Annotated in this window: 23 protein-coding genes; 13 read left to right on the forward strand and 10 right to left on the reverse strand. The window is 64.9% G+C overall.

Annotation, left to right across the window (positions count from 1 at the left end; genetic code table 11):
- Nucleotides 1–112: 112 nt before the first annotated feature.
- Nucleotides 113–1,462, reverse strand: coding sequence for an aminotransferase-like domain-containing protein (locus AC1DW9_RS00645; protein ID WP_441505370.1), 1,350 nt, complete (start codon nucleotides 1,460–1,462; stop codon nucleotides 113–115).
- Nucleotides 1,463–1,621: 159 nt separating this feature from the next.
- Here AC1DW9_RS00645 and AC1DW9_RS00650 point away from each other — a divergent pair, with 159 nt between their 5' ends.
- Nucleotides 1,622–2,485, forward strand: coding sequence for a DMT family transporter (locus AC1DW9_RS00650; RefSeq protein ID WP_441505318.1), 864 nt, complete (start codon nucleotides 1,622–1,624; stop codon nucleotides 2,483–2,485).
- Between the two features lie 146 nt (nucleotides 2,486–2,631).
- Here AC1DW9_RS00650 and AC1DW9_RS00655 read toward each other — a convergent pair whose 3' ends face one another.
- Together AC1DW9_RS00655 and AC1DW9_RS00660 are read right to left on the reverse strand one after the other, a co-directional pair.
- On the reverse strand, nucleotides 2,632–2,835 hold the full coding sequence (locus AC1DW9_RS00655; protein ID WP_043233603.1) for a cold-shock protein: 204 nt from the start codon (nucleotides 2,833–2,835) through the stop codon (nucleotides 2,632–2,634).
- Nucleotides 2,836–2,965: 130 nt separating this feature from the next.
- Nucleotides 2,966–5,164, reverse strand: coding sequence for a glycoside hydrolase family 3 N-terminal domain-containing protein (locus AC1DW9_RS00660; RefSeq protein WP_476855001.1), 2,199 nt, complete (start codon nucleotides 5,162–5,164; stop codon nucleotides 2,966–2,968).
- Nucleotides 5,165–5,286: 122 nt separating this feature from the next.
- Between AC1DW9_RS00660 and AC1DW9_RS00665 the strand changes: the two genes are divergently transcribed.
- Together AC1DW9_RS00665 and AC1DW9_RS00670 are read left to right on the forward strand one after the other, a co-directional pair.
- Nucleotides 5,287–5,913, forward strand: coding sequence for a YitT family protein (locus AC1DW9_RS00665; protein ID WP_441505316.1), 627 nt, complete (start codon nucleotides 5,287–5,289; stop codon nucleotides 5,911–5,913).
- Between the two features lie 69 nt (nucleotides 5,914–5,982).
- Nucleotides 5,983–7,128, forward strand: coding sequence for an alpha-hydroxy acid oxidase (locus tag AC1DW9_RS00670; protein WP_476855002.1), 1,146 nt, complete (start codon nucleotides 5,983–5,985; stop codon nucleotides 7,126–7,128).
- An 84-nt stretch (nucleotides 7,129–7,212) separates the two neighbouring features.
- Here the strand turns inward: AC1DW9_RS00670 and ettA are convergent, their stop codons facing one another.
- A complete protein-coding gene (gene ettA / locus AC1DW9_RS00675) occupies nucleotides 7,213–8,865 on the reverse strand; it encodes an energy-dependent translational throttle protein EttA (protein WP_476855003.1) in 1,653 nt (550 codons plus the stop codon).
- Nucleotides 8,866–8,970: 105 nt separating this feature from the next.
- Nucleotides 8,971–9,894: an SDR family NAD(P)-dependent oxidoreductase gene (locus AC1DW9_RS00680; protein WP_441505314.1), complete on the reverse strand. Its 924-nt coding sequence runs from the start codon at nucleotides 9,892–9,894 to the stop codon at nucleotides 8,971–8,973.
- An 83-nt stretch (nucleotides 9,895–9,977) separates the two neighbouring features.
- Between AC1DW9_RS00680 and AC1DW9_RS00685 the strand changes: the two genes are divergently transcribed.
- A complete protein-coding gene (locus AC1DW9_RS00685; RefSeq protein ID WP_476775150.1) occupies nucleotides 9,978–10,601 on the forward strand; it encodes a TetR/AcrR family transcriptional regulator in 624 nt (207 codons plus the stop codon).
- 83 nt (nucleotides 10,602–10,684) lie between these two features.
- Here AC1DW9_RS00685 and AC1DW9_RS00690 read toward each other — a convergent pair whose 3' ends face one another.
- On the reverse strand, nucleotides 10,685–11,596 hold the full coding sequence (locus AC1DW9_RS00690) for a DMT family transporter (RefSeq protein ID WP_441505312.1): 912 nt from the start codon (nucleotides 11,594–11,596) through the stop codon (nucleotides 10,685–10,687).
- 130 nt (nucleotides 11,597–11,726) lie between these two features.
- Between AC1DW9_RS00690 and AC1DW9_RS00695 the strand changes: the two genes are divergently transcribed.
- On the forward strand, nucleotides 11,727–12,161 hold the full coding sequence (locus tag AC1DW9_RS00695; RefSeq protein WP_476855004.1) for an Lrp/AsnC family transcriptional regulator: 435 nt from the start codon (nucleotides 11,727–11,729) through the stop codon (nucleotides 12,159–12,161).
- 25 nt (nucleotides 12,162–12,186) lie between these two features.
- On the opposite strand, the gene AC1DW9_RS00700 is transcribed toward AC1DW9_RS00695, so the two are convergent.
- Nucleotides 12,187–12,834 (reverse strand): dihydrofolate reductase family protein, encoded by a 648-nt coding sequence (locus AC1DW9_RS00700; protein ID WP_441505311.1) that lies wholly within the window; start codon nucleotides 12,832–12,834, stop codon nucleotides 12,187–12,189.
- Between the two features lie 171 nt (nucleotides 12,835–13,005).
- Here AC1DW9_RS00700 and AC1DW9_RS00705 point away from each other — a divergent pair, with 171 nt between their 5' ends.
- Together AC1DW9_RS00705 and AC1DW9_RS00710 are read left to right on the forward strand one after the other, a co-directional pair.
- Nucleotides 13,006–13,812 (forward strand): MBL fold metallo-hydrolase, encoded by an 807-nt coding sequence (locus AC1DW9_RS00705; protein WP_441489344.1) that lies wholly within the window; start codon nucleotides 13,006–13,008, stop codon nucleotides 13,810–13,812.
- 91 nt (nucleotides 13,813–13,903) lie between these two features.
- Nucleotides 13,904–14,230 (forward strand): hypothetical protein, encoded by a 327-nt coding sequence (locus AC1DW9_RS00710; RefSeq protein WP_441489345.1) that lies wholly within the window; start codon nucleotides 13,904–13,906, stop codon nucleotides 14,228–14,230.
- Nucleotides 14,231–14,249: 19 nt separating this feature from the next.
- On the opposite strand, the gene AC1DW9_RS00715 is transcribed toward AC1DW9_RS00710, so the two are convergent.
- The gene (locus AC1DW9_RS00715; protein WP_441489346.1) at nucleotides 14,250–14,990 is read right to left on the reverse strand and encodes a 3-oxoacyl-ACP reductase family protein; all 741 of its coding nucleotides are present in this window, start codon (nucleotides 14,988–14,990) and stop codon (nucleotides 14,250–14,252) included.
- Between the two features lie 103 nt (nucleotides 14,991–15,093).
- On the opposite strand from AC1DW9_RS00715, the gene AC1DW9_RS00720 reads away from it, so the two are divergent.
- Nucleotides 15,094–15,699 (forward strand): TetR/AcrR family transcriptional regulator, encoded by a 606-nt coding sequence (locus tag AC1DW9_RS00720; protein WP_441489347.1) that lies wholly within the window; start codon nucleotides 15,094–15,096, stop codon nucleotides 15,697–15,699.
- 1 nt (nucleotide 15,700) lies between these two features.
- On the opposite strand, the gene AC1DW9_RS00725 is transcribed toward AC1DW9_RS00720, so the two are convergent.
- Entirely contained in the window at nucleotides 15,701–17,518 is a 1,818-nt protein-coding gene (locus AC1DW9_RS00725; RefSeq protein WP_441489348.1) for a monovalent cation:proton antiporter-2 (CPA2) family protein, read from the reverse strand.
- 105 nt (nucleotides 17,519–17,623) lie between these two features.
- Nucleotides 17,624–18,634: an aldo/keto reductase gene (locus tag AC1DW9_RS00730; RefSeq protein ID WP_441505310.1), complete on the reverse strand. Its 1,011-nt coding sequence runs from the start codon at nucleotides 18,632–18,634 to the stop codon at nucleotides 17,624–17,626.
- Nucleotides 18,635–18,782: 148 nt separating this feature from the next.
- On the opposite strand from AC1DW9_RS00730, the gene fliK reads away from it, so the two are divergent.
- The 5 genes from fliK (at nucleotide 18,783) to AC1DW9_RS00755 (ending at nucleotide 24,037) form a co-directional block, all read left to right on the forward strand.
- Nucleotides 18,783–20,336 carry a flagellar hook-length control protein FliK gene (gene fliK, locus AC1DW9_RS00735; protein WP_441505309.1) on the forward strand — a complete coding sequence of 518 codons (1,554 nt, stop codon included), beginning with the start codon at nucleotides 18,783–18,785 and terminating at the stop codon, nucleotides 20,334–20,336.
- The gene (locus AC1DW9_RS00740; RefSeq protein WP_476768411.1) at nucleotides 20,333–20,626 is read left to right on the forward strand and encodes an EscU/YscU/HrcU family type III secretion system export apparatus switch protein; all 294 of its coding nucleotides are present in this window, start codon (nucleotides 20,333–20,335) and stop codon (nucleotides 20,624–20,626) included. The genes fliK and AC1DW9_RS00740 overlap by 4 nt, the downstream gene beginning before the upstream one ends.
- A 46-nt stretch (nucleotides 20,627–20,672) precedes the next feature.
- The gene (locus AC1DW9_RS00745) at nucleotides 20,673–21,815 is read left to right on the forward strand and encodes a GNAT family N-acetyltransferase (protein ID WP_476768410.1); all 1,143 of its coding nucleotides are present in this window, start codon (nucleotides 20,673–20,675) and stop codon (nucleotides 21,813–21,815) included.
- 170 nt (nucleotides 21,816–21,985) lie between these two features.
- Entirely contained in the window at nucleotides 21,986–22,531 is a 546-nt protein-coding gene (gene mog, locus AC1DW9_RS00750; RefSeq protein WP_441505369.1) for a molybdopterin adenylyltransferase, read from the forward strand.
- A gap of 87 nt (nucleotides 22,532–22,618) precedes the next feature.
- Entirely contained in the window at nucleotides 22,619–24,037 is a 1,419-nt protein-coding gene (locus AC1DW9_RS00755; RefSeq protein ID WP_441505306.1) for a mannose-1-phosphate guanylyltransferase/mannose-6-phosphate isomerase, read from the forward strand.
- Nucleotides 24,038–24,041: the final 4 nt, after the last annotated feature.

Below are 24,041 nucleotides of genomic sequence, written 5' to 3' on the forward strand. Positions count from 1 at the left end.
CGAAATTCAGAAAAACATATAAAGATATCTTTATGTCAAAAGAGGAGAAAGAGCAAGCACCTTCCTCGCGCCAGCGAGATCCCGCCCCCCTGTCAGCCAATGTTGGCACCACTCAGCGCCGCATCGCCGCTTCAAGCGCTGTGTAGATGCGCGGGTCAGACGATTGCGAGACGTTGAAGCGCAGGAATCGTCCCGCCGTTAGCGACACGCTGAAGGCATTTCCGGGGGCCAGGACGATATTCTCCGCCAGCACGCGCTGCGCGATCTCGGCGGCATCCAGCCCGTCCGGCAGGCGACACCACAGGAACATGCCTGCACGCGGCTCGATCCACGGCTCGATTCCGATAGCCTTCAACAGCGCGCAAGTCTCCGTCATGGCGCGCCCCAACCGCCCACGCAGCCCGTCCATATGCTTGCGATAGGTACCATCCTTCAAGGCGCCCAGTAAAAACTCCGCCGAGACCCGACTGGCTCCGAAGGACGTGGCGATCTTGAGATCGGTCAGCCCCTCGATCCAGTCGCGTCGCGCCGCGATGAAGCCACATCGCAGCGAGGCCGACAGCGTCTTGGAGAAGCTGCCGATATGCACGACCCGATCGAGGCCATCGAAGGCGGCAAGCCGCGGCGCCGGTTCCAACTCGAAATCGGCAAAGATATCGTCCTCGATGATCGTCAACCCTGACTGCTCAGCCAATTTGAGCAGCCGATGCGCAATCACGGGAGACAGCACGGCTCCCGTTGGATTGTGCAACGCGGAATTGGTGACGTAGAGCCGTGGCCGATGCGCGGCGAGCACCTGTTCGAAGCGCACGATATCGGGGCCGTTCGGCGTATAGGGAACGCTGACGACCTTGGCTCGATGAGCCCGCAGCAGGGCCTGGAAGTTGAAGTAGCAGGGGTCGTCGACCACCACCGTATCACCCGGTTCGATCAGGAAGCGACAGATCAGATCGATGGCCTGGGTTCCGGACTCGGTCAGCACGATCTGGTCCGGCCCGGCCTCGATCCCATGCTCCGCCATGCGCCGGGCGAGTAGATGACGTAACGGCAACAGCCCGAGCGGAGTGCCATAATCGGCCAACGTGGAGGCATCGGCGCGTGAGAGCGATCGGAGTGTCCTGCGCAGGCTTTCCTCCGGTAGCCATGATGCGGGAAGCCAGCCGCAGCCGGGCTTCAGGAAATCCTCGCCGGCCTCCAGCGATTGTCGCGAGACCCAGAGCGGATCGACTGCACGGTCGAGACGCGGCCCGATCTCCGCCAGCGACAGGGGTGGCAGATGCCCCGCGACATAGAAGCCCGAGCCGCGGCGCGAGCGGATCGCCCCCTCTGCGGCAAGCCGGTCATAGGCCTCGACCACCGTCGACTTCGAGACGCCCATCGTTTCGGCAAAGGCGCGGATCGAGGGCAGCCTGGCCCCCGGAGCCAGCACCCGCCCCGCCATGCGCTGGCGAACAGCCTGCATGACACGCCCGACAAGCGTGCCGTCATCGTCCAGGAGTGTCACGCAATCACCTAATTGTATTGCCACTTGCAGCATGACAGTTTGCACCAACTGTCATGCACCGTCTCTGGCAAAAGATGCAGATCCCGGCCAATGCAGGCCGCGAACGGAGGCTTCCTGATGGACAAGAGCATGAGCGGTTGGATCAACGGCTTTCTCGGCGTGCTGATCTTCAGCGCTTCGCTGCCTGCAACGCGTGTTGCCGTGGTCGATCTCGACCCCGTTTTCCTGACCGCAGCACGCGCCGCAATCGCCGGCCTGCTGGGCCTGTGCCTGCTTCTCGCCTTCCGGCAAACGCGACCGCAACGGAGCGACCTTCTCCCGCTGATTGTGGTCGCGCTGAGTGTTGTCGTCGGCTTTCCGCTCCTGACGGCGCTGGCGCTGAAACATGTCAGCTCGGCTCACTCGATCGTCTTCATTGGCCTTCTGCCGCTGGCAACGGCGAGCTTCGGCGTCCTGCGCGGCGGCGAACGTCCCCGCCCGGTCTTCTGGCTGTTCTCCTGCCTGGGCAGCGCTCTTGTCGCCGGATTTGCGATGACCCAGGGCTTTGTCGCCTCCTCGGTCGGAGATCTGCTGATGCTCGCCGCGGTCATCATCTGCGGCCTCGGTTACGCCGAGGGCGCGCGACTGTCGCGAAAGCTCGGAGGCTGGCAGGTGATTTCCTGGGCGCTGGTGCTCTCCCTGCCGGTCATGGTCACGCTCAGCGCGTTGACCCTTCCGGCCTCGTTTGCCGATGTCGGCCGGCCGGCCTGGATCGGCCTGGCCTATGTCTCGGTGTTCAGCATGCTGGTGGGGTTCGTGTTCTGGTATCGCGGCCTGGCACAGGGCGGTATCGCCGCCGTCGGACAGCTGCAATTGCTGCAGCCCTTCTTCGGGCTGATGCTCGCCGCTCTGTTGCTGCATGAGGCCGTGAGCTGGCCGATGGTCGCCGTTAGCGCCGGCGTGGCACTTTGCGTGGCAGGCGCCAAGCACTTCGCACGGTAAGCGCACGCACGGCCATCCGTGCCATGCACCCCGGCACTTGCGAGATCTGGAGCCAGCCCCACATCCCGTCAGTGAATGGGCCGCGCGCGACCGCCCATCATAGCGGCCGTTTCAAGGGTCGCTATGAGCGCGCGAGGCCCGAGAGGTCAGAGCAGCTGGAGCGAGCCTGCCGCCGTTTTGCCGCGTTCGGTTTTCAGATCGAACGAGACTTTCTGTCCTTCCGTCAGAGTCATCAGGCCCGCTTCTTTCACGGCTGTGATGTGTACGAACACATCCTTGCCGCCATCTGAAGGCTGAATGAATCCGAAGCCCTTCTCAGTATTGAACCATTTCACGGTTCCGGTCGCCATAGCCGCATCCCCTGAAGCCAGCTTCTTGCGGATCTTCGGATGCATGCATCCGAATGCCCGACCAGAGGAGGATTGACCGAAAATGCAAAGATGTCGAGGCCAATCGTCAAGCAGGAGCGTCTGGCGATGACTATGGCTTAATCACCTCAAACTGTGTCTTCGCCTCAGCCAACGCGGAACCGCCAAGATAAACCTCGAACAGACCCGGCTCGATAACATAACGTCCGGTGTCGTCGTGATATCCCAGCTTCTGGGCTTCCAGCTTGAAACGGACGGTCCTGGTCTCGCCCGCCTTGATCGCGAGCTTGTTGAAGCCCTTGAGTTCGCGGACCGGTCGGGACCGGGTCGCGACCGGCTGGCGGATATAAAGCTGCGTCACTTCCTGGCCGTCGCGCGAGCCGGAATTGGTCACATCGACCGAGATTTCTGCGATGCCATTGATCGGGATGCGCGAGCGGTCGACACGCGGATTGGCATAGGTGAAGCGAGAGTAGGAAAGACCGAAGCCGAAGGGATAAAGCGGCTCGTTCTTCTCATCCATGTAGATCGACTCGTAGCGCTGCCGGATCTTCTGCGGTCGCCCCGTCGGGAGATGGTTGTAGTAGATCGGGATCTGCCCGACCGAGCGCGGATAGCTCATCGGCGTGCGGCCCGCCGGATTCGCTGCTCCAGTCAGGACCTCGGCGATCGCCGTGCGCCCCTCGGTGCCGCCGTGGAAGGTCTGCACGATCGCGGCGACATGGGCGTCGGCCCAGGTGAGGACCAGCGGGCGGCCAGTGGCCAGCACCAGCACGACGGGCTTGCCCGTCGCGACGAGTGCCTCGAGCAGTTCCTGCTGCACGCCGGGCAGGCCGAGATTCGCGCGCGAGGCGCCCTCCCCGATGAACTCGCAATCCTCGCCGAGCATGGCGATGACGAGATCACTCGCCGCGGCCGCGCGGAGCGCTGCCTCCTTGTCCGCGAATTCGGTGCCGCAGTTCCTTGTGAAGGCCGGCTCGTAGACGACCTCGACCCCGGCCTGGACGCGCTCCTTCAACGCGTCGGGCAAGGACTGGATGGCGCGCCGTCCGAGCCCGGCCGGATCGGTCCAGACCCGCTCGGCCTCCGGCACGGCCATGGCGCCGATCACCGCGAGCCGCTTGACGGAAGACGCAACAGGCAGGGTTTCGTTGGCGTTCTTGAGCAGGATGATGCCTTCGCGCGCCGCGCGCAGTGCGACCTCGCGCGCCTCCTGCGTCTGCATCAGAGCCGGGGCAGCGGCCGGGTCGACATCGGGCCGCTCGAACAGGCCCAGGTGGAACTTTACGCGCAACACGCGGCGCACCGCCTCGTCGAGCATCTTCACCGAGACCCGACCAGCCTTCACCTCGGCCGCCAGGTGCTTGTCATAGACGTCACCCATCATATCCATGTCGATGCCGGCCAGCAGCGCCTTGCGCGCGGCCTCGGCATCGTCCTTGGCAATGCCATGCAGTCTGAGTTCGGTGATCGAGCCGAAATCCGAGACAACGAAACCCTTGAATCCCCAGTTCTGGCGCAGCAGCCCGGTCAGCAGCCCGCCATGCGCGGTGGTCGGGACGCCGTTCAGCGCATTGAACGCCGCCATAGCGGTCATCGAACCAGCCTCGAACGAGGCCTTGAATGGCGGCAGGTAGAGATCGAAGAGCTGGCTGGTCGGGATCCAGGTCGAGTTGTAGTCACGCCCGGCTTCGCCCGCACCGTAACCGACGAAATGCTTGACGGTCGTCGCCACGCCGCCGCGCTGATAGCCATGCGTGCGCGATGCAGCGACAATGGAGCCGAAATAGGCGTCTTCCCCCGCCCCCTCGAGGACGCGGCCCCAACGCGGATCACGCGAGATGTCGACCATCGGCGCGAAGGTCCATTGGATGCCGGCGGCGCGCGCTTCACGCCCCGTCCAATAGGCCGCCTCCTCGATCAGCTCCGGGTTCCAGGTCGAAGCCTGACCAAGCGGAAGCGGAAAATAGGTCGAGAAGCCGTGGACGGCATCGAGACCGATGATCAGCGGGATCTTCAGCCGGGACTCGCGCGCTGCTTTCTGGACATCCRCAACCTCCTGCGGCACGACGAAGTTCATCACCCCGCCCATCCGGCCTTCGCGGATGCGTGCGGCGTTGAACCCCTCGCCACGACCCGAGAGATGCAGCTGACCGACCTTCTCGTCGAGCGTCATCGTCTTGAGCAACGCCTCGATGCGCGTCTCGATGAGCTTCGCCTCGCGCCCGGTTTTCCAGGCAACGGTGTCCTGTGCCGGCGCGGCATGGGCAAGGAGCGTCAGGCAGAGCGCAGCGGCGAGCCGCAGAATCATGAGGAAATCTCGCAGGGTGGCGGTAGGGATGATCCGGCCCTACAGGATCAACCGGCGTGGCTCAACCGTTGCATCGTCGCGCCCGACGACCAAAGCCCTTTCAACCCAGCCGGATATCCATCATGAGCGACGCGGCGACCTCAGCCCCACCGACCGAGCGCCATAGTTTCTACGAAGACGTCTTCGCCATGCTGCTCGGCACATTGCTCGTCAGCATCGGCATCAGCCTCTACAGCAAGGCGACCCTGCTCACGAGCGGGGCGGCAGGGCTGGCATTGCTGTTCCAGCTTGCCACCGGGATCAATTTCGGCCTGCTCTTCTTCGCCATCAACCTCCCATTCTATTGGCTCGCGGTCCGTCGCATGGGCTGGCGCTTCGCGTTACGGACCTTCATCGCGGTCGGGCTCGTCTCGCTCTTCACCTGGTTCACGCCCGGCTGGATGGCGATCGCAACCGTGGACCCGGTTTATGCCGCGGTCGCCGGCGGCAGCCTGATCGGTCTTGGTGTCCTTGCGCTGTTTCGCCATCGCACCGGGCTGGGTGGCGTCAACATTCTCGCACTCTACCTGCAGGAGAAGCACGATATCCGCGCCGGCTGGTTTCAGCTTGGCATCGATGCGCTGATCCTCATCTGTGCACTCTTCATGCTGCCGCTGGAGAAAGTGCTGATTTCGCTGCTGGGAGCTGCCGTGCTCAACCTGATCCTGGCAGTCAATCATAAGCCCGGCCGGTATAGCGGGGTCACGTAGCGGGCGGTTGCCTGCGGCAGGGTTCCATGCGACCGAGCGGTCAGGAGCGAAAATGCGGAGCCAGCCGACATGTCCCAGCCCTTGACCATCGAAGACCTGCGCATCCTGGCCCAGCGCCGGGTGCCGCGCATGTTCTACGACTACGCCGATTCCGGCGCCTGGACCGAGGGCACCTATCGCGCCAACGAGGCCGACTTCGCCGCCATCAAGCTGCGCCAGCGCGTCGCCGTCAACATGACCAACCGCACGCTGGCGACCACGCTGGCCGGCCAGGCCGCCACGATGCCGGTTGCACTCGCCCCGACCGGCCTCACCGGAATGCAGCACGCCGACGGCGAAATCCTCGCCGCCCGCGCTGCAGCCAAGGCCGGCGTCCCCTTCACGCTCTCGACCATGAGCATCTGCTCGATCGAGGATGTCGCCGAGAACACCGACGCACCGTTCTGGTTCCAGCTCTACGTGATGAAGGACCGCGACTTCATCATTCGCCTGATCGATCGTGCCAAGGCGGCGCAGTGCTCGGCCCTGGTCCTGACGCTCGACCTCCAGATCCTCGGCCAGCGCCACAAGGATATCCGCAACGGGCTCTCCGCCCCGCCGAAGCCGACGATCGCCAATCTGATCAACCTCGCGACCAAGCCGCGCTGGTGCCTTGRCATGCTCGGCACCAAGCGCCGCAGCTTTGGAAACATCGTCGGCCACGCCAAGGGCGTCGGCGATCTCTCATCGCTCTCCTCCTGGACGGCCGAACAGTTCGATCCGGCGCTAAGCTGGGACGATGTGAAGTGGATCAAGGATCGCTGGGGCGGCAAACTGATCCTGAAGGGTATTCTCGATCCAGAGGATGCCGAGCTCGCTGCCAGAAGCGGTGCCGACGCTCTGATCGTCTCGAACCATGGCGGCCGCCAGCTCGACGGCGCCGTCTCTTCGATCGCGGCGCTGCCGGGCATCGTCGAGCAGGTCGGCGGCCGCATGGAAGTCCTGATGGATGGCGGCATCCGCTCCGGACAGGATGTGATCAAGGCGGTGGCGCTCGGCGCCCGCGGCGTGATGATCGGCCGCGCCTTCCTTTACGGCCTCGGTGCCATGGGCGAGGAAGGCGTGACCCGCTGCCTCGACATCATCCGCAAGGAGCTCGACGTCACCATGGCGCTCTGCGGCCTGCGCGACATCCAGCAGGTCGACGGGAACATCCTGGTGAAAGGCAAGGCCTGAGCCTCGTCCAGATCGGCAGCCCCAATGGAAAGGCCCGCGCCCCCATTCAGGAGCGCGGGCCTTTTGTCTTCGAGGTTCAGAAGATCAGCGCGAGAACTTCTTGTACTGAATCCGCTTCGGGATCGTGGAATCGATCCCCAGCCGGCGCTTCTTGTCTTCCTCGTAATCGGCAAAGTTGCCCTCGAACCACTCGACATGGCTGTCGCCCTCGAAGGCGAGGATATGGGTCGCGATACGGTCGAGGAACCAGCGATCGTGGCTGATGATCACGGCGCAGCCGGCGTAATCCTCCAGCGCCTCTTCGAGCGCGCGCAGCGTSTCGACGTCGAGRTCGTTGGTCGGCTCGTCGAGSAGCAGGACGTTCGCGCCCGATTTCAGCATCTTGGCAAGATGGACGCGGTTGCGCTCACCGCCCGAGAGCGATCCGACCTTCTTCTGCTGGTCGCCGCCCTTGAAGTTGAAAGTCGAGCAATAGGCGCGCGAATTCACCTCACGCTTGCCGAGATAGAGGATGTCGTTGCCGCCTGAGATTTCCTCCCAGACGTTCTTCTTGTCGTCGAGCGAGTCGCGGCTCTGGTCGACATAGCCGAGCTTGACGCTCTCGCCGATGGTGATCGAACCGGAATCCGGCTTCTCCTGCCCGGTGATCATCCGGAACAGCGTGGTCTTGCCGGCGCCGTTCGGTCCGATGATGCCGACGATGCCGCCCGGCGGCAGCTTGAAGGACAACCCGTCGATCAGCAGCTTGTCCTGGAAGCCCTTCGACAGATTGTCGAAATCGACGACATTGTTGCCGAGGCGCTCGGCGATCGGGATGACGATCTGCGCGGTATCCGGCCCCTTGTTCGAGGCCTTCTGCACCAGTTCGTCATAGCGCTGGATGCGGGCCTTGCTCTTGGCCTGGCGCGCCTTAGGCGAAGCCGAAATCCATTCCTGCTCGCGTTCCAGCGTCTTCTGACGCGAGACGTCCTCCCGGCCCTCCTGGGCGAGGCGCTTCTGCTTCTGCACCGACCAGGCGGAGTAGTTCCCCTCGTAGGGAATGCCCTGGCCGCGATCGAGCTCGAGAATCCAGCTGGTGACATTGTCGAGGAAGTAGCGATCGTGGGTGACGATCAGGATCGCGCCCGGATAGGTCCGCAAATGGCCTTCGAGCCAGGCGGTGGTTTCGGCGTCGAGATGGTTGGTCGGTTCGTCGAGCAGCAGCAGTTCCGGCTGCTCGAGCAGCAGCTTGCAGAGCGCGACACGGCGGCGTTCGCCGCCCGAGAGCTTCGAGACCTGCCAGTCGTCGGGCGGGCAGCGCAACGCGTCCATCGCCTGGTCGACCTTGGAATCGAGATCCCACAGGCCCTTGGCCTCGATCTCGTCCTGGAGCTTGGTCATCTCGTCCGCGGTCTCGTCCGAATAGTTCATCGCGAGCTCGTTGTAGCGGTCGAGGATCGCCTTCTGCGGCGCGACGCCGAGCATCACGTTGTCGCGCACATTCAGGCTCTCATCGAGCTTGGGCTCCTGCGGCAGGTAGCCGACCCGGGCGCCCTCGGCCACCCAGGCCTCGCCGGTCCATTCCTTGTCATAGCCTGCCATGATCTTGAGCAGGGTCGACTTGCCGGCGCCGTTGACGCCGAGCACACCGATCTTGGCGTCCGGGTAGAACGACAGATGGATGTCCTTCAGCACCTGCTTGCCGCCCGGATAGGTCTTCGACAGGCCGCGCATATGGTAGATGAACTGACGGGACATGGATGTGCGGCTCCGCTTCGGACTGATCGCGCCGGGGCTTTCGGGAAGAGTGCCGCGTATGTAGCGAGGCTGGCCGCTTGCTGCAACCGCCCGTCGTCAACTCCCTCAGGCCCGCAGCGTCATCGCGCCGTCGACGACGATCGAAGCCCCCGTCAGATAAGGGTGGGTCGCGGCCGCCAGGTCGAGCGCGACAGCGGCCATTTCCCGCGCCGTCGCCATGCGGCCCATGGTCGGGATATTGTCCTTGGCCCATTGCGCTCCGCCAATCTGCCAGACGGCGTCGGGCGCAGCCATCATGCCCGCAACGCCGCGGACCAGTTCGGTATCGGTCGTACCCGGCAGAAGGGCGTTCACCCTGATGCCGTGTTTGACATAGTCGAGCGCCGCGGCGCGCACGAGCCCCGTCAACGCCGCCTTGCTGGCGACATAGGCCGACTGGCTCTCCCGGCATGTCGTGGCCACTGTCGACGAGGTCACGACGATCTGGCCGCCCGCCGACATCATGTGCGGGATCTGGTACTTCATCGCCAGGAACACACCGCGCAGGTTGGTGCTCAAAATGTCGTCGAACTCCGCCGCCTCGTAGCTATGCAGGGGCTTCTGAAGCGTGATCCCGGCATTGTTGAAGGCAACGTGCAAACCGCCGTATCGGGTAACGGAGCTCTCGACGAACCGTCGGACATCGTCCTCCCTGCGGATGTCGGCCCGGATATAGAGCGCCTCTCCGCCGGCTGCCTTGATGCTGCGCTCGACCTCTTGGCCAAGCGCCTCGCGCCGACCGCAGAAGGCGACCTTTCCGCCTTCGGCAGCGAAGGCCTCCACAGCCGCGCGGCCAATGCCGGAGGTCCCTCCCGTGACGAGCACGACCTTGTTTTCAAAGCGGCGGCGCCCATCCAGCACGACCGGTGCCGGTGCCGCCGCAGCGGCCCCGAGCATTGCGCCGCCGGCCAGGCCGGCCGCCGCACCGACGGCCATTCCCAATCCGGAGCCGGCGATTGCAAGCCGACGCGTGATGTGTCTGGTTTCCATGGCCTAACCTCTTGCATTTCGCTAATCTGAACAGCGATCAGATGCGTAGACAATAATTTGAACACCGTCAAGATAGAGGCGATATGAATCCGGCATCGAAGAGCGGCTACCATCATGGCGACCTGCGCGATGCGCTTGTGTCAGCCACCGACCGAATCCTGATCGAGCGCGGCCTTGACGGGTTCAGCCTGCGCGAGGCGGCACGGCGCGCAGGCGTTTCGGCAGGCGCGCCCGCGCATCATTTCGGCAGCGTCTCCGGCCTCCTGACGGAAGTCGCCATTCGCGGGTTCGAGGAGCTGGTCGCCTTCCTGAGAGCAGGCGAGGCGGAAGGAGGCACTGATCCGCTCGCGCGGTTGCACGGGCAAGGAACCGGCTATGTCCGGTTCGCCGTCGCATTCCCGGGCCGGTTCGCCCTGATGTTCCGCAAGGACCGTCTCGATGACGGCAATGAGCGCCTGTTGCTGGTCGGTGAGACGGCACGCCATGAGCTGGAGCGAGCCATGGCCGCCTGCCTCGGCCGTGATGTCTCCTCGCCGCACGTAGCGCTTGCGGCCATGGGAGCCTGGTCGCTCGTGCACGGCTTCGCCCATCTCGCCCTGGACGGGAAACTCGGCGGTCCCGCAGCAGTGGCGGTCGCCATCGACGACATGCTGCCGCAGCTGCTGGCCATGTACCGGCCAGATCGGGGACGGCAAGGCGATGTGTAGCTTTCCTCGCCCCCCGTTTTGGCCGCCGGACAGACGCTCCATGCGGCAGCCATGCTCGCGCCGCGCAGATGCGATTGCTGCGTCTATTCGGCCGGAAGCCGTACGATCGAGGTCGCATCAGGCCGCCGCCACGGCACCCAGCCGAGCGTCATGCCCGCCGCGGCAATCAGGATCGCAGCGGCTCCGATGATCTGGAGAAGCTGCGGCTGGTGGCCGAAGGCCGTCAGATCGACGATGATCGCGACGATCGGATAGATGAAGGACAGCGCGCCGGTCAGCGTCGTCGGCAACCGCTGGATCGCCATATAGAGCAGCACGAACATCAGCCCGGTATGGACGACGCCGAGCGTGCCAAGCAGCGCCCAGGTCTCCGCGCCGGCGGGCAACTGCGCCAGGCTGGCGAAGGGAGTGAGCATCGCGATCCCGACCAGGACCTGGACCAGCACGATCAGATAGGGCGCAACGCCCTTCAGCGCCTTCGCCACGATAGCGGCCAGCGCGTAGAAGAAGGCCGCGCCGAGTGCCATGGCGATGCCCGTGAGATAATCGGTCCCAACCGCCCCCGCGCCCGGCTTCGCCTGCATGATCAGCACCATGCCGGTAAAGGAGATCGCGAGCCAGAACAGCTTCGTGACGGTCAGTCGTTCGGCAAACAGCAGCGCGCCGAGCCCGACGAGCATGAAGGGCTGGGTGTTGTAGACCACCGTCGCAACCGAGATCGAAGCGCGCGAATAGGCCGAGAACAGCAGCAGCCAGTTCAGGACGACGGCAACGCCGCCTATCGCGGCGAGCGCGAGCTTGCGACCGGTCATCGCGCCGCGCCGAAGCAGCCCCAGGGCTCCGCAGACGATCAACAGGGTCGCGGCACCGAAAGCGCAGCGCCAGAACACCACATCCATCACCGGCTGGCCGGAGCGAACCACGAACCAGCCGATCGTGCCTGAGATCATCATGGCGGCCGTCATCTCGGCCACGCCGCGCCTATGGTCCGTCATCACCACCTCCACCCAGAAATGAAGCCGGATGATAGGATGACGGAATCCCGCGTTCTATGGATTACATGAGACAAATCAGAGAGAATACCTCATATTGTAAGGGTCAAACCTCAGGAGACCTGATAACCATATGATCGACGAGCTGGACCGGAACATCATCGACATTCTAGCCGGGGATGMCCGCATCTCCCTGAAGGAGCTGGCTCAGCGGGTGAATCTGTCTTCGCCCAGCGTCTCCGAGCGGCTTCGACGGCTGGAAGAGCGCGGCGTAATCCGCGCCTTCACCGTCGACATCGATCCCCATGCGATCGGCTACCAATTGCAGGCGATCGTCCGGATCCGCCCCCTCCCCGGCAAACTACACGCGGTCCAGCAGTTGATCGAGGAGATCCCGGAATTCTCGGAATGCGACAAGGTCACCGGCGATGACTGCTTCATCGGCCGGCTGCATCTGCGCTCCATCGAACAGCTCGACCAGATCCTCGACCGGATCGCGGACAAGGCGGAGACCAGTTCGGCCATCGTGAAGAGCCAGCCGGTGAAGCGGCGCCTGCCCCCGCTATGAGGTGCAGGCTCCGCGCCGCGATTGATCAGGCTCGCCTGGTCACGACAATATGTGTGGCGGCGGGCGTCGCACTGTGCTGCGTGCTGGTATAGCCCAATGCGGGCAGGTCGAGATCAATGAAGAGGTTCTCGCCGGTGCCGAGCAGGATCGGCGAGACGGCGAGGTGCATCTCGTCGACTGCCCCCGCGCGCAGATAGTCCCGGATCGTCGCAACGCCACCGCCGAGCCTGATGTCCTTGCCACCTGCGGCTTCACTGGCGCGTTGGAGTGCCGCCTCCGGCCCATCGGTGACGAAGTGAAATGTCGTGCCGCCCGTCATCTCCAGCGGGGGGCGCGCATGATGGGTCAGTACGAAGACCGGAACATGATAGGGCGGATTGTCCCCCCACCAGCCTTTCCAGGCCTCGTCCGGCCATTCTCCCCGGATCGGCCCGAACATGTTCCGGCCCATGATCCAGGAGCCGATATTGGCAAAGCCGCGCGCGGCAAAATCGTCATCGACGCCGGTTTCGCCGCCCTCTTGCCCGAACATCTCTCGGAAAGTGCGCGTGCCGAACGCCCAGCGATGCAGCTTCGCACCGTTCACGCCGAGCGGATTGTCGACATCCTGGCTGGGTCCGGCACCGTAACCGTCCAGCGACAGCGAAAACCCGCGAACCACCAGCCTCGTCATGGCGATCATTCCAAACCAGTTGCAAAACGATATCGGATTCTTGCCATAACCGATCCTGATATGCAACCGGTCATCCCAATCGGACGATAGTCACGAAACTGACAGCCTGGCTTTCGCAGCCCGGAATTTTGCCTAAACCTTGGCTGCGGGAACGCAGCGGGAGCGAAGTTCATGAGACTGTCGACGACGCTAGGCCGAGCCGTCTTCGGATTGCTCGCGACGCTGGCGTGCCTGGCGCCGGCGCAAGCCCAATCCGACGAGCCCGGCTGCCGCCCGGAGATGGCAAGCCTCCGCCCGCCGATCCAGCGCGCGGCGCTCGCCAAGGACGAGGTCCGGCTGACCTTCGTCGGCCACGCCACCTTCCTGATCGAGACGCCCGGCGGCGTGAAGGCCGCCACCGACTACAACGACTACATCCGGCCGCGCGAAACGCCGGATATCGCGACGATGAACAAGGCGCATTCGACCCACAATTCGCGCAATCCCGATCCCGCCATCAAGCAGGTCCTGCCCGGCTGGGACCCTGCCGGCAAGGGCGCCGCGAAGCACGACGTCACGCTCGGCGACATGCGCGTACGCAATGTGCCGACCAATATCCGCTCCTATTCCGGATCGACCGATTTCGACGGCAACTCGATGTTCGTCTTCGAGATCGGCGATCTCTGCATCGCCCATCTCGGGCATCTGCACCACCCGCTCGAACCCGGCCATCTGCGCGCGCTCGGCCGCGTCGACGTCGTGCTCTTCCCGGTCGATGGCAGCTATACGCTCGATCAGGAAGGCATGATCGAGGTGCTGAAATCGGTGCAGGCCAAGGTGATGATCCCGATGCATTTCTTCGGCGGCTCGAGCCTCAGTCGTTTCCTCGCGCGCTCCCAGGATCTCTGGCCCGTCGAACGCCGGGCCGAGGCCGAAATCACGATCAGCAAGGCTATGCTGCCGCCCAAGCCGACGATCATCGTCCTGCCCGGAAACTGACCGGCCTCTCCGGTTTTCAGGCGCGCATTAAGGCTTTTCTTGCCCTCCCGTTCCGCAGCGGCAATCTGTTCCCGTCTCATGGGAGTGCAGCATGATCCGGGTTCTCACGACTGCCGTCATTGCCGCCCTGTTGCTGCCGGCGGGTGCCGAAGCCGCGAAATTCCGCGGCGGAAGCCGTTCGTCGCATGGAAGCTCCCAGACCAGTTCCAGCGGAGGAAGCGGGACCTCCGTCGGGGTCGCGCCGCGGGTCGGCCGATCCTCACAGCAGGAAGCGGCCAAGGGCGACGCCCCGTCGCGCCCTCCCTTCCCGACGGCCAGCGCGGCGGCCCCAGCGATGCTGCGGCTCAGCACCGCCGAGGAACCAAGGATCTGGTGCCGCAGCGAAGTGGTGGTCGGCGGCTTCTGCATGCTGAACTGAGCCGCCGCCAGGCCAATCTTCAGGTGTTGGCGCCCCCATCGATTGCAAAGCCCGCCCCGGTGACGAAACGCGCTTCTTCGCTCGCCAGATAGGCCACCAGCCCCGCGATATCCTCTGGCTTGCCGTAGCGCGGGATCGCCATGCGGGCGCGCTGCTCATCGGCCTGCGGGCCGATCGCCGGATTCATGTCTGTGTCGGTTGAGCCGGGATGCACGATATTGACCGTAATGCCGCGCGGGCCGAGGTCGCGGGCGAGCCCCTTGGTGAAGCCGATCAGCGCCGCCTTGCTCATCGCGTAGAGCGTCGCACCCTCTTCGACCACGCGATCTGCGAGGCAGGACCCGGTCGAGATGATGCGTCCGCCGACGCCGAGATGCGCCGCGGCCGCCTGTGAGGCGAGCACGACAGCGCGAACGTTGACGGCAAGTGTCGCGTCGATATCGGCGAGACTCCACTCGGCAACCGCTCCTCCACGCCAGATGCCGGCGTTGTTGACCAGAATGTCGAGCCCGCCCAGCGAGGCCGCGGCCTTGTCGACCGCCCCCTTGACCGCCACCGGATCCGCGCTGTCGGCAGCAAGTGCGAATCCCTTGCGGCCAAGGGCCTCGATGGCGCGGACCACCTCGCCTGCCTTGTCGGCGGAGTGCTCAAAGGTGATCGCCACATCGGCGCCCTCGCGAGCCAATCGCAGGGCGATCGCGGCACCGATGCCGCGGCTGCCGCCCGTGACCAGGGCCTTCTTTCCAGTGAAGCGTGACATCAGGCAGTTCCATTTCTGTGATGATTGATACAGAAACAGATGGAGCGCTTGCCTCCCACCGTCAAGATAATTATCTACCGATCGATACAGAAAAGGAATGGCAATGACGGAACGCGGCCGCCCCCGCGCCTTCGATCGATCCGACGCCCTGAAGAAGGCGATGCTGATTTTCTGGGCAAAGGGCTATCAGGCCACCTCCCTCAGCGATCTGACGGGAGCGATGGGCATTGGCTCGCCGAGCCTCTATGCCGCCTTCGGCAGCAAGGAGGAACTCTATTGCGAAGCCATCGACTTCTTCGAAGCGAGTGAAAGCGATGAGATCGCCGGCCCGTTGACAGCAGCGCCAACCGCCCGAGAGGCGGTCTCGGCGTTCCTGGCTGCAAGCGCCGCCGTATTCACGCGGCCGGGGCGCCCGCCCGGCTGCATGATCGTGCTCTCGGCGGTGAATGCCGTTGGCGTCAGCGACGAGACCGCGACCAAACTGCGTGATATGCGCGCCGGAAGCGTCGCGACCATCGCCCGGCGGTTGCGCGCTGCGATCGACGCCGGCGAGATCCCGCCTGGTATCGATGCCGAAGCCCTCGCGAGCTATTACGTCACCGTTCAGCAGGGTATGTCGATCCAGGCGCGCGACGGTGCTTCCCGCCAGCAACTGGACGCGGTTGTCCGCGGCGCGATGGCGGGCTGGGAACAGTTGACGGCCGGCTAGTCTAGGGGCCGCCGACATCGCCATAATCATCCGGGGCGGAGCCCAGAATCTTGCCGGGCGCCTTAGGTGCGGTCAGCGGGGTCGGTATCGGTGTATTGCCGTGGAGGAGATCGTTGCCCGCATGAATATCGCTCGCGACCTGGAGATCCAGCCGTTCATCGTCGCGACGACGCACATCCTCGGCAATCTCAGCGACCTCCTCCTCCGACAGTCCCATGCTGCGCAGTGCGGCTGCGCCGAAAAGCATGGCGGATTCGAAGGTCTCACGAATCTGGTATTCGACATTGCTGCGGATCAGGTCCATCGCGTGGCCGCGATCGTAGGCTCGCACGAACAGCTTCGCGTGCGGGAATTCGGCCTGCGCCATGGCGACGATCCTGTCGGCAGTCACGCGATTATCGACACAGACCAGGATCACCTGCGCCCGCTCGGCGCCGGCAGCATGCAGGATCTCGCGCCGCGTGCCGTCACCGTAATAGACTTTGAAGCCGAAATTCGACGCGGCACGGATCAGTTCGACATCGACTTCGATGATCGAGACGCTGCAGCCCCGCGCCAGCAATGTCTGGCTGGCAACCTGTCCGAAACGCCCAAAGCCGATCATCAACGCGCTGCCATGCAGGCCGGAGGCAATCTCGACGCCGTCCAGCGAGGTCTGCTCCGGTGGCAGGAAGCGATCGAGAGCCAATACGAGCAAGGGGGTAAGCGCCATCGACAGGATGACCGTGGCGCTGGCCACTGCGTTGACCTCAGCGCCGAAGATGCCCGCCGCTGCCGCAGCAGCATAGAGCACGAAGGCGAATTCACCGCCCTGTGAGAACAGTGCCACCCGCGTGATGGCGTCGCGGGTCCTGGAGCCGAACAGCTTGGCGACGATGAAGATACCACTGGCCTTCACCGCCATGAACGCCACCACGGCCAACGCGACCAGACGCCATTCACGGGCGATCAGGTCGAGTTCGAGCGACATGCCGACGGCAAGGAAGAACAGGCCGAGCAGGATCCCGCGGAACGGCTCGATATCGGCTTCGAGCTGGTGCCGAAAACTCGACTCCGACAACAACACGCCGGCGAGAAAGGCCCCCATCGCCATGGAGAGCCCACTCAACTGCATGGCGAGCGCTGCTCCGAGCACGACCAGCAAGGCAGCCGCGGTCATGACTTCGCGGGCTTGCGCAGCCGCAAGCAGCCGGAACATCGGGTTGAGCAACCAGCGCCCCGCCACCACGAGACCAATAACGGAGCCGGCGGCGATCAGAAGCGGGAGCCAGTCGCCGGTATCCCCCGGCTTCGCCGGCGCAAGGAGAGCAACGATCGCCAGCAGCGGCACGATCGCAAGGTCTTCGAGCAAGAGGATCGACACCGCCTGCTGCCCATGCAGTGTCGAGGTCTCGCCACGCTCGTTCAGCATCTGCATGACGACGGCGGTCGAGGACAGGACGAAGCCCATTCCGGCCACGAAGGCAGCCGGAAGGCTCAGGCCCGCGAGCAGGCCGACACCGGTCAGCAGCGCACCGCACAAGCAGACCTGCGCGGCACCCAGCCCGAAGATCTCACCCTTCAGCTTCCAGAGCCGGGAGGGCTGCATCTCCAGGCCGATGATGAACAGGAACATAACGACGCCGAACTCGGCGACGTGGAGCACGGCCTCCGGGTTGGCGAAGAGACCGAGCCCCGATGGCCCGATGGCGACACCGGCGGTGAAGTAACCGAGCACGGAACCAAGGCCGAGACGACGAAAGATCGGCACCGCGACGACGCCCGCGCCCAGGAGCGCCACGACCTTGACGAGATCACCGGTAAGGCCTTCGACCGCCATGCGCCCTCCTGCTCCTGCCAGGCATCGGCCCGGCTGCGGCACTCGCAAGCGCCTATTGGCGCAGCCCATCCGGAAAGAGCAAGCTCCACGCCGGCGAGGCCGGCCTCAGGCCTTGCGCGTGATCCGGCCCTCCAGCGGGTAGGCTGGATCGCTGTAACCCGGCGTCGAGGGATGGCCGGCAGGCACGAGCCGATCGACCAGGGCCTCATCCTCGGCGTCGAAGCGGGCATCGAGCGCCGCGAGATAGGCCTGCCATTGTTCGAGGGTGCGCGGACCGGCGATCGCCGCCGTCACCAGCGCATTGTTCAGCACCCACTGCACCGCGAACTGGATCGGGGTCAGCCCCTTCGCGGCCGCATGGTCGCGGATCGTGCGGGCGATGATCAGCGATTCCTCGCGCCATTCGGTCTGCATGATCCGCTTGTCCGCGCGGCCGGCCCGCGTGCCCTCCGGCGGTGCCTGACCCGGTTCGTATTTCGCGGTCAGAATGCCGCGGGCGAGAGGCGAATAGGACGCGACACCCAGGCCGTAGAAATCGCAGGCGGGCAAATGCTCGACCTCGGGCATGCGGTTCATCGCGTTGTAATAGGGCTGGCTGACCACGGGCCGGTCGATGCCGAGTTCATCGCAGAGCCGGCAGATTTCCGCGACGCGCCAGGAGCGGTAGTTCGAAACGCCGAAATGCCGGATCTTGCCCTCACGCACGAGATCGGCGAGCGCATGCACCGTCTCGCCAAGCGGCACGGTGTGGTCTTCCTTGTGGAGATAGTAGATATCGATGAAATCCGTCCCGAGCCGCCGAAGGCTGTCCTCGCAGGCCTGCATCACCCATTTCCGGGAGAGGCCACTCTGATAGGGCCCCGGCCCCATAACGCTCGCGACCTTGGTGGCCAGAACCCAGTCATGCCGGTTCGCGGCAATCGCCCGCCCGGTCACCTCTTCGGAGCGGCCCTCGTTATAGACGTCGGCCGTGTCGATGAAATTGATCCCGGCCGCGCGCGCGTGATCGACGATGGCTCGTGCATCGCCTTCCTCAGTCGCACCTCCGAACATCATCGTCCCCAGGCATAGCGGCGAAACCTTCAGGCCGGAACGGCCGAGCCGACGATAGTTCATCTGCGTTGTCCCTGATGCATTGGCGCGCAAACCTGCCTCATCACCTGCGCCCGCACCAGAGCGAGGCACGCAGAGATGCCTTGCAAGGGCAAGAGATTCCTTAAGATTTCATGGGAAGCTGCGACAGTCAGTCAATGGTCGCTCCCGCATGAATCTCGCCGCTCTCGTCCAGAGCCAGACCCTCGCCACCTTGCTTGCAGCCTTGGCTCCCGGAGCCGGGCTCGAGCCCGGCAAGACGGTCGAAGCGCGCTTGCTCTCCCTGGGCAAGGACGGTACCGTGACCGCTTTGGTCGATGGCGTGAAGATCGATCTCGTTCTCGCCGGCCCGGAAGTCCGACAGGCTGCGCTGCAGCCCGGCACAACGCTCACACTCAAAATCGAGGCTCCGGAAGACGGTGGAACGGGGGTGCGGGCGACGCTGCTTGCGGCTCGCCCCCCTGGCGAAGCTCTCACTCCTCCGGCTCAGTTGGTGCCCATCGACGGTCCGCGGCGCGAGCCGGCGCTCGCACCGCTTGCGCTGGAGACGGGCCGCAGCGCCAAGCCGTCGGCTCCGGAGGCCGCCACTCCCGGCCTGCCGGCTTCGTCGCGTCTTGCCGGCGCGAGCTCTTCAGCACCTTTGCCAATCCCCGCTACCGTCGCGGTGGCCCCTGCGCCGCCCCAACGGCTGCAGTCCGAGGCGACGCCCTCGCCGCGCGCACTTGCCGGCCCGCTGATGGGCGAGGCTCTCGCTCGCCAGGACAGTCTCGCGCCGCTCTTCGCCAATCTGCAGGTGCTTGCCAACGGTACGATCTCCCTCATCCTGCCCAAGCCCCTGATGGGCCTGATCGACCAGATCCTGGCTCAGGCCATGCCGGCCGAGCGTAGACCCGTAACCGGCCAGGGCTTGAAGCAGGCCGTCGCACGCTCCGGACTTTTCCTGGATGCGCAGGAGGCAAGACTGCCTTCGCGAGCAAGCGACCGCCCGGAGGCAGCCGCACCACGCCCCTCTCCTCACGGCGATCTGAAGGCGGGGTTACGCGCGCTCAGCGACATGCTGCGGCCGCTTGTCGCCCCGGACGCCGCCGCTCCAGGGCTCAAACCGTCGGGAACAGAACCAAGGACGGCAGAGCAGGCAACGAGCGATGCGGAAGCGCATATCCGCCCGTCCCCGCCACGGCGCGACGGCGCGCTCGCCCCTCAATCGATTGCCGAACCCACCCTGTCGGCCGGAGAGAAGCCGCTCGTCATCGCACGCACGCTGCTCGACCAGACCGAAGCCGCGCTCGACCGCGTCAAGCTCGCGCAGTTCGCATCTCTGCCGCCAGAACCCAACCGTCCCGAGGCCGCACAAGGCCAACGCTGGGTGACGGAGATCCCTCTCGCTTTCCAAGCGGGCACCGCGATCCTGCCGCTGCATATCGAGAAGGACCCGCCGCGACGCAGCCCCTCTGGTGTCGAAGGGCCCCTCTGGCGCGTGCGCTTTGCCCTCGACGCCGAGCCGATGGGTCCGCTGCAAGGTGTCGTAACGCTCCAGGGACGCGCGGTGAGCGTCTCGCTTTGGGCCGAACGCGAAGGAACGAGCCAGTTCCTGCGCGGCGCTGCGCCTGATCTCCAGGCAGCGCTGGCCAATGCAAAATTTGAAGACGGAACCGTCGACATTCATACCGGCCAGCCGCAAGCCAGGCGAGCGACCGCCGGCCAGTTCCTGGACCGTCTGTCATGAGCCCTCCCTCTCCCGATCCGCTCGCGGTCGCGCTCGAGTATGACGGCCATGGCGCCCCGCGCGTCACGGCAAAGGGCCGCGGAGAGCTTGCTCAACGCATCATCGAGACCGCCCGCGAACATGATGTCGACATCGAGCGGAACGCTGTGCTCGCGCAGGCTCTCTCCACGGTCGAGCTGGACGATCAGATCCCCGAGGAACTCTACCGGGCTGCGGCGCAGGTCATCGCCTTTGTGCTATCGTTACGGGGCGAGATGCGCCTCGGTAGGCAGGGCGGCGGCCAGTCTTGATCCAGTTCTGCCCAGAGCCTGCTTGCCGCCTCCGCACGAGGGTCGGATGAGCGCCGAGATCGTCATCAGGCGCACGCGGCTTGGCGATTATGTCGGCTATGGTGCAGCCTTCGCCGAACTCGCGGAACGAGCGGTCGAGCCCAATCCCGCCATGTCGCCAGCCACTGTCGCGGCTGCGCGGGTCCTGGTTCCAGATGATCGCATCGTCATCCTGACGGCCTGGCGCAGTGAAGCGCTCGGTTCCGAGAGCCTCGTCGGAATCTGGGTGTTGCGTCGGCAGCGCGACTGGCGCAGCGGCCTTACCCCCATCCTCGCCGCTCCGCTCGTGCCGCTCTACGAGGTTTCATCGGCCCCCGTGCTGGACCGCGACAATGCCGAGGATATCGCGCTCGCTCTGCTGCGCCACCTCGCCGCATCGCGCGACCTGCCGAAAACCCTGGCTCTGCCGCTCCTGCCCGTGCAGGGGCCAGGTTTTCGTGCGCTCCAGGAGGCTTGCCGGGTCACCGGCAGCGGGCTGACGACATTCGAAACCTGGCAGCGTCCCGTGATGATCGCTCAGCCCGGCGACGATGCCGAGCGCTATCTCCGTCGCGCCCTTGGCTCAAGCTACAAGAAGCGCATGCAGCAGTTCCGGGCGATCGCACGGAACGGCGTGGTCTCCTTCCAGCGCAAGCGTCGCCAAGCCGCAGGCGAGGCGTTCGAGACCTTCCTCGCGCTCGAAGCGGCAGGCTGGAAGGGGGAAGCCGCGACCGCAATCGCCTGCCTGCCTAATGACGCGGCCTATTTCCACCGGCTGGTCGAGCTCTTCGTCGAACAGGACGCGCTCCAGCTCGACACGCTGCTGCTCGATGGCAAGCCCATGGCGATGGGCCTGCTCGTCGAAAGCGGAAATACCCGCCAGTTCCTGAAGATCGCCTATGACGAGACCCAGGCGCGCCATTCGCCAGGGCGAGCGCTGACCATTGCGATGCTCCAAGCCGATTTCACGGAGACGCCGCCGGTCTTCTTCGACAGCGGCGCAGGCGACGGCGTCGATCCCGGAACCTATGTCTGGGGCGAGCGCAGGACCATGGCGAATGCGATCATCGCGATCGGCAGCGCGATACCGGGGCCGGCACAGGTCGCCGCCCTGGCCCGCACGTGGCTGCGGCGCCTGCGGAATCGTCATCAATCGGCAAAGCATCGATAGAGATCACGCGGCTCGCCTGGCGACCTCGCACGCATCAACTGAGAGCAACTCCGGCGACGCCGCCCTGTCGAGCCGACGTCGGGCTCGGAAGGCGGCGGCTCATGACGAGATTGACCAGGCTCGCCACCTGCCCGATACCGGCCAGGATCATCCTGCAACGGTGCGACGGCATGACCAGCGATATCAAGATCGGAATCGTCACGGTATCCGACCGGGCCTCAGCCGGCATCTATGCCGACGAGGGCGGCCCCGCCATTCGCGACTACCTGAAGAATGCGCTCACTTCGCCCTGGACGGCCGTTGCGCGGGTCATCCCGGACGACCGCAAGGCGATTGCCGACACCCTGATTGAACTTGCCGACCGCGAGGGCTGCTGTCTCATCGTCACGACGGGAGGCACCGGTCCCGCTCCCCGCGACGTCACGCCCGAGGCCACGGACGACGTTGTCGAGAAACCGATGCCCGGCTTCGGCGAACTGATGCGCCAGGTCAGCCTCACCAAGGTGCCGACCGCGATACTCTCGCGCCAGACCGCCGGCATCCGTGGTCGCTCGCTCATCGTCAACCTGCCGGGACGGCCCCGCGCGATCGCCGAATGCCTCGACGCCGTGATGCCCGCCATACCCTACTGCATTGACCTGATCGAGGGCCCCTACCTGGACACCGACCCGACCGTCATCGTCGCCTTTCGTCCGGGCCAGAAGGCCAAGGCCTGAATTTTTCCACGACCCTGCATTTAACCAATGGTAGTGACGTTGCTGTAAGGCAGCAGGGTCACGACCTGCCTGAGAAGAGCGCGCTTGATGTCAGTCCCGAAAATCGTTCCGCTCGTCATGGCCGGCGGAGCCGGCACCCGGCTTTGGCCGCTGTCGCGCGATACGTTGCCCAAGCAGTTCATTCCGCTGCTCGGAGACGGGATCTCGACCTTCCAGGCGACCCTGCAGCGGCTGCATGACCCGCGCTTCGATGCGCCGATCGTCATCACCAACAATGACTTTCGCTTTATCGTTGCCGAACAGATGCTCGCGATCGGCATCAAGGGCGAGATCGTCCTGGAGCCGGAGCGACGCGATTCCGCCGCAGCGGTCGCAGTCGGCTCGCTATTGGCAGAACAGCGCAGGGCCGGCGCAATCTGTGCGGCCTTTGCAGCCGATCACGTCATTCAGGCGACTGCGGCATTCCGCGACGATTGCGCGATCGCAGCCGAGCTCGCTGCGTCCGGCCTGATCATGACGCTCGGCATTCCCCCGACGCATCCCTCGACGGCCTATGGCTATCTCGCACCCGGCGAGCCGCTGCCCGGCGAGCGCGCGAAACGTCTGCAGCGTTTTGTCGAGAAGCCCGACCTGGAACGCGCCACGCGCTATCTCGAGGAGGGATATCTCTGGAACAGCGGCAATTTCGTCTTTGCCGCGGCGACGATGTGCGACGAGATGGAACGCCACGTTCCGGACGTGCTGAATGCCGCGCGTGAAGCGATTGCCAAGGCGACCCGCGACCTCGACTTCCTGCGCCTCGATCCGGAGGCCTTTGCCCAGGCCACCAAGATTTCAATCGACTACGCCGTGATGGAGCGGACGCGGGCGGCCGGTGTCGTGCAGGCAAGCTTCGACTGGTCCGATATCGGCGCCTGGGACTCGATCCACGAGATCAAACAGAAGGACGCCGATCGCAACGTCCTCGAAGGCGAGGTGGTCGCGCTCGATAGCCACGGCATCTATGTCCGCAGCGATGACGTGTTGACGACGGTTCTCGGCCTCGACGATGTCGTCGTGGTTGCGACGCGCGATGCCGTGCTCGTCTCGTCAATGGCCGCCGCCGGCAAGGTCAAGAACCTCGTCGAGTTGATGAAGACCGATGGCCGGCCGCAGGCGAGCGAGCACTTGAGGGTCTACCGGCCCTGGGGCTGGTATCAGCGCATCGATATCGGCCAGCGCTTCCAGGTTAAGCGCATCAACGTCAAGCCGGGCGGGCTGCTCAGCCTGCAGAAGCACTTTCATCGCGCCGAGCATTGGGTCGTGGTTTCGGGAACAGCCGAAGTTACGGTCGATGCCAAGGTCACGCACGTGCATGAGAATGAATCGGTGTACTTGCCGATCGGCTGCGTCCACCGCTTGCGCAATCCCGGCAGGATCGACCTCGAACTGATCGAGGTACAGGTCGGCTCCTATACCGGCGAGGACGACATCATCCGCATCGAAGACATCTACGCGCGTAGCTGAAGGC

It is taken from the genome of Allobosea sp. P4_E12, assembly GCF_056401655.1.

Bases quoted from the DNA above. Each gene is read 5' to 3' on its own strand.
- mog (WP_441505369.1), top strand. From the start codon at position 21,986: ATGACCAGCGATATCAAGATCGGAATCGTCACGGTATCCGACCGGGCC.
- AC1DW9_RS00700 (WP_441505311.1), bottom strand. From the start codon at position 12,834: ATGACGAGGCTGGTGGTTCGCGGGTTTTCGCTGTCGCTGGACGGTTAC.
- AC1DW9_RS00685 (WP_476775150.1), top strand. From the start codon at position 9,978: ATGAATCCGGCATCGAAGAGCGGCTACCATCATGGCGACCTGCGCGAT.
- AC1DW9_RS00645 (WP_441505370.1), bottom strand. From the start codon at position 1,462: ATGCAGGCTGTTCGCCAGCGCATGGCGGGGCGGGTGCTGGCTCCGGGG.
- AC1DW9_RS00740 (WP_476768411.1), top strand. From the start codon at position 20,333: ATGAGCCCTCCCTCTCCCGATCCGCTCGCGGTCGCGCTCGAGTATGAC.
- AC1DW9_RS00720 (WP_441489347.1), top strand. From the start codon at position 15,094: ATGACGGAACGCGGCCGCCCCCGCGCCTTCGATCGATCCGACGCCCTG.
- AC1DW9_RS00705 (WP_441489344.1), top strand. From the start codon at position 13,006: ATGAGACTGTCGACGACGCTAGGCCGAGCCGTCTTCGGATTGCTCGCG.
- AC1DW9_RS00730 (WP_441505310.1), bottom strand. From the start codon at position 18,634: ATGAACTATCGTCGGCTCGGCCGTTCCGGCCTGAAGGTTTCGCCGCTA.
- AC1DW9_RS00690 (WP_441505312.1), bottom strand. From the start codon at position 11,596: ATGACGGACCATAGGCGCGGCGTGGCCGAGATGACGGCCGCCATGATG.
- AC1DW9_RS00755 (WP_441505306.1), top strand. From the start codon at position 22,619: ATGTCAGTCCCGAAAATCGTTCCGCTCGTCATGGCCGGCGGAGCCGGC.
- AC1DW9_RS00715 (WP_441489346.1), bottom strand. From the start codon at position 14,990: ATGTCACGCTTCACTGGAAAGAAGGCCCTGGTCACGGGCGGCAGCCGC.
- AC1DW9_RS00680 (WP_441505314.1), bottom strand. From the start codon at position 9,894: ATGGAAACCAGACACATCACGCGTCGGCTTGCAATCGCCGGCTCCGGA.
- AC1DW9_RS00650 (WP_441505318.1), top strand. From the start codon at position 1,622: ATGGACAAGAGCATGAGCGGTTGGATCAACGGCTTTCTCGGCGTGCTG.
- AC1DW9_RS00655 (WP_043233603.1), bottom strand. From the start codon at position 2,835: ATGGCGACCGGAACCGTGAAATGGTTCAATACTGAGAAGGGCTTCGGA.
- AC1DW9_RS00710 (WP_441489345.1), top strand. From the start codon at position 13,904: ATGATCCGGGTTCTCACGACTGCCGTCATTGCCGCCCTGTTGCTGCCG.
- AC1DW9_RS00725 (WP_441489348.1), bottom strand. From the start codon at position 17,518: ATGGCGGTCGAAGGCCTTACCGGTGATCTCGTCAAGGTCGTGGCGCTC.
- fliK (WP_441505309.1), top strand. From the start codon at position 18,783: ATGAATCTCGCCGCTCTCGTCCAGAGCCAGACCCTCGCCACCTTGCTT.
- AC1DW9_RS00745 (WP_476768410.1), top strand. From the start codon at position 20,673: ATGAGCGCCGAGATCGTCATCAGGCGCACGCGGCTTGGCGATTATGTC.
- AC1DW9_RS00665 (WP_441505316.1), top strand. From the start codon at position 5,287: ATGAGCGACGCGGCGACCTCAGCCCCACCGACCGAGCGCCATAGTTTC.